We start from the raw sequence: 3,785 nt of genomic DNA, 5'->3' as shown, positions 1-3,785 counted from the left end.
ACTTAAGAGAACTAATTACTCATAGCTTTAAATATATGGAATTTTAGAAAAATGTCAATATGATTTTTGATAAATTTAGGACAAAACTTTTAATTTGTCTATAAAATAACAACAAAAAACGCATTTTTGTAAAATATTTTTTTAAAAAAACATAAATTAACATAACATAAACTAATTAAAAACATACAAAATTATAAAAAAATAAGGGGCTTTCCCAAACGTACGTAGACGCGAAAACCCCTCATTTTATTTAATACTTAAAATAATTATTTGTTTAAGCAATAGCCTTTTTCTTTCTTGTTATTATCTGTAATATTATAAGAGCAGCTATTAAACCTATTCCTATGATATCCGTGTAGAATTCTGGATATATAGATAATAGACCAGCTACTATAAATAAAATCCTCTCAATAAAGTTACATTTTCTAAATACATACCCCTCAAGCCCAGCAGATACACCAAACATACCAATAAGCGAAGTAATAAGTATAGGTATCACCTCAACAAAAGTAGTATTAATCATAAGTATCTGAGGATTAAATATAAACATATAAGGTATAATAAAAGCACCTATAGAAAGCTTCGTAGCCTCAAAACCAGTCTTAAGCGGGTCAGACTTAGCAATAGCAGCCCCAGCCATAGCAGCCAAAGCAACAGGAGGCGTAACATCGGCTATTATACCAAAATAAAATACAAACATATGAGCCGCTAAAGGTTCAAATCCAAGCCCTATTATAGCACCAGCCGCAATAGTAGAAGTAATTAAATAATTCGCAGTAGTAGGCACACCCATACCAAGTATAATAGAACTAATCATAGTAAGCATAAGAAGAAGTATAGATATTCCGCCTGATATAGATATAAGCCCTGCACCAATTTTTAAACCTAAACCTGTTAATGTAATAACTCCTATTATAATTCCCGCCATAGCACAAGCAACAGCAACACTTATAATGTTTCTTGCCCCATTAACAAATACATCTATTAAGTCATTAAAAGTAAAACTTCTCTCCCTTTTAAGAATTATATCAACTATAGAGTTAATAACAGCAACCAACCCTGCAGCAATTATCCCCATAAGACCAGCATATATAGCAGTTTTACCAAGCACAAAGAAATATATTATAGTGGCAAGAGGAATAACCAAATAACCTTTCTTCATTAAAAGCTCGCCAATCTTTGGAAGTGAATCTCTTGATAAACCTTTAAGCCCAGTCTTTTTAGCTTCCAAATGCACCATTATAAATATACCGGTAAAATAAAGTATAGCAGGTATAATAGCAGCCTTAGCAACTTCCTTATAAGGAATCCCTAAACTCTCAGCCATCAAAAAAGAAGCAGCTCCCATTATAGGAGGCATTAATTGTCCTCCAGTAGAAGCAGAAGCCTCAACAGCACCCGCAAACTCTGGTCTATATCCTAAAGACTTCATCATAGGTATAGTAAAACTTCCTGTACCAACCGTATTAGAAACAGAACTTCCAGAAACAGTACCAAACATCGCACTAGTAAGTACAGCAACCTTTGCAGGACCTCCGTCATAACTTCCAGCTATAGCATTACATATATCTATAAAAAATTGACCTATTCCTGTTTTATCAAGCAAAGCACCAAAAAATATAAACAAAAATATAAATGTAGCAGATGCCCCAATAGGCGTACCCATTATACCTTCAGTGTTATAATATAAATGTGAAACAAGTCTTTGTATAGAATATCCTCTGTGATTCAAAAATCCAGGTGCATATGCCCCAAATAAAGCATAAACTATAAAAACTAATGATATTATAAGTATAGGTGTACCCACTATTCTTCTGCAAGCTTCAAATAAAATTAATATACCTATAATTCCTATAATAATATCAGTAGTATTATATATGCCTGCCCTTCTTACTAAACTGTCAAAATTAATGCTAATATAAAGCCAAGAACAAGCACCAACTATTGCAATTATCACATCATACCAAGGAAGTTTATCTTTAGGCATCTCCTTCTTCATAGGAAAAAGTAAATATGCAAGTGCCATAACAAAAGCTAAATGTGTAGCCCTCACCACCTGAGCAGTTATCTTACCAGACAAAATAGAATAAAGCTGAAACAAACAAAAAGCCACAGATATAACTATAATTAAATACTTCTTCCAATCTTTAAATCTTCTGTATCTCGATTCACTGTCATATTTGCTCATATAATCATCTAATTCTTCTGCCGTTACATGTATAATATCATGATTATTATGCTTCATTTACGCCCCCTTATCATATTTTTTATTAAATCAATTAATGATACTTTTCTGTATTTTATTTTTATATTAGTCTGAGGTTTAAACAAACTTTTAAGCATTATTTCATTATCATCTATTGTTATGCTATGCTCAGCAATAATGCCTACAAATAAATAAAAATCTTTAATGATTCTATTTATATTATTAATTTCTATATTATCATCTTTAATAATAATATTTTCATCATTTTCAGGTTCAGCTATACCAGCACCATAAGAAACGAAAGTTGTTTTATTTAATATTATATTATAATCATCATCTATAATATAATAATCTCTCACCCTTCCCTTATTAACCGAATGCGTGTATGAAATTATAAATTCTTTTTTTTCTAAATGATATATATATTCATTATTATCTTTTACGCTTTCTAATACTAATCTAGGAAATATAGGAATAGTAATAAAAAGCAGTAAAGATAATAATAGTATAATAATTTTATTCATAAAATAATATTAATTATATTATTTATATTATTTTACTTGATATCCTAATTCTTGATAATATTTTAAAGCACCAGGGTGGAAAGGTATAGATATTCCCTCATAAGATTGATTAATATCTAACTCCTCACCTTTAGCATGTGCTGTAATTAAATCAGCTTTTTTATCAAATAAAGTTTTTAACATATTATAAACATCTTCTTCAGGTATATTGTTATTAACAGCTATTGTAGCTTTTACAGCAACAGCTTTAGTATCAGCAGTAACACCTTTATAAGTATTAGCAGGTATCATTACTTCTGTATAATAATTATATTTCTTCATTATATCAGCAATTTCAACATCGTCCAAACCAACCATTACTATATCAGTAGATAATGACAATTCTTGTAAAGCAGCATTAGGAATTCCTGCAACTATAAAACAAGCATCTAATGTACCATTTTGTAAACCATCGCTAGACTCTTTAAAAGAAAGACTTGATTTTTGTATATCATTAAAAGTTAAACCATAAGCTTCTAATATTTGCTTAGCATTAAACTCTGTTCCGCTTCCAGCATCTCCAACAGATACCCTCTTACCTTTCATACTTGCTATATTAGTAATTCCGCTTGCTTTTGTAGCTGCTATTTGAACAATCTCTGGATACAATGTAAGCATTGCAGAAAAATTAGTTAAAACCTCTCCATCAAAAATATCAGTTCCATTATAAGCATAATACATAACATCATTTTGAACCAAAGCTAAATCTGCTTCATGCATATTTAATAATCTTAAGTTTTCAGCAGAAGCACCAGTAGACTGAGCAGTAACATTCATAGCTTCTATATTGCTGTTCCATATATTAGCGATAGCTCCACCGAATGAATAATATGTACCGCTAGTGCCACCTGTAGCAAAAATGTAATTCTTATTATTACTTTTACTGCAGCTAAATAATAATAATAAACTAAACATAATAATAATTTTTTTCATAACTATTCCCCTTAACATAAGTTACTTGACTATAATATAATTTATTGGTAAAAAGTCAATATTACTGTTTATAATAATAAAGA

At 30.0% G+C, this 3,785-nt stretch carries 3 protein-coding genes; all 3 read right to left on the bottom strand.

The genetic code is table 11. The features are described from left to right. Positions 1-274: 274 nt before the first annotated feature. From E6A48_RS10220 to E6A48_RS10210, 3 genes are read right to left on the bottom strand one after another with little or no spacing between them, the layout of a single operon-like run. Complete coding sequence (locus tag E6A48_RS10220; RefSeq protein WP_219710103.1) at positions 275-2,245, bottom strand: TRAP transporter permease; 1,971 nt, start codon at positions 2,243-2,245, stop codon at positions 275-277. Beyond that, positions 2,242-2,730: a DUF1850 domain-containing protein gene (locus E6A48_RS10215; protein WP_219710102.1), complete on the bottom strand. Its 489-nt coding sequence runs from the start codon at positions 2,728-2,730 to the stop codon at positions 2,242-2,244. Before E6A48_RS10215 ends, E6A48_RS10220 begins: the two co-directional genes overlap by 4 nt. Before the next feature lie 27 nt (positions 2,731-2,757). Continuing rightward, a complete protein-coding gene (locus tag E6A48_RS10210; protein ID WP_219710101.1) occupies positions 2,758-3,702 on the bottom strand; it encodes a TAXI family TRAP transporter solute-binding subunit in 945 nt (314 codons plus the stop codon). Between the last annotated feature and the right edge of the window lie 83 nt (positions 3,703-3,785).

Origin of the sequence: Brachyspira pilosicoli (assembly GCF_019402445.1) — a bacterium.
In the GTDB taxonomy this organism is placed as follows: Bacteria; Spirochaetota; Brachyspiria; order Brachyspirales; family Brachyspiraceae; genus Brachyspira; species Brachyspira pilosicoli_B.
This window is presented reverse-complemented; position numbering and strand designations above follow the sequence as displayed.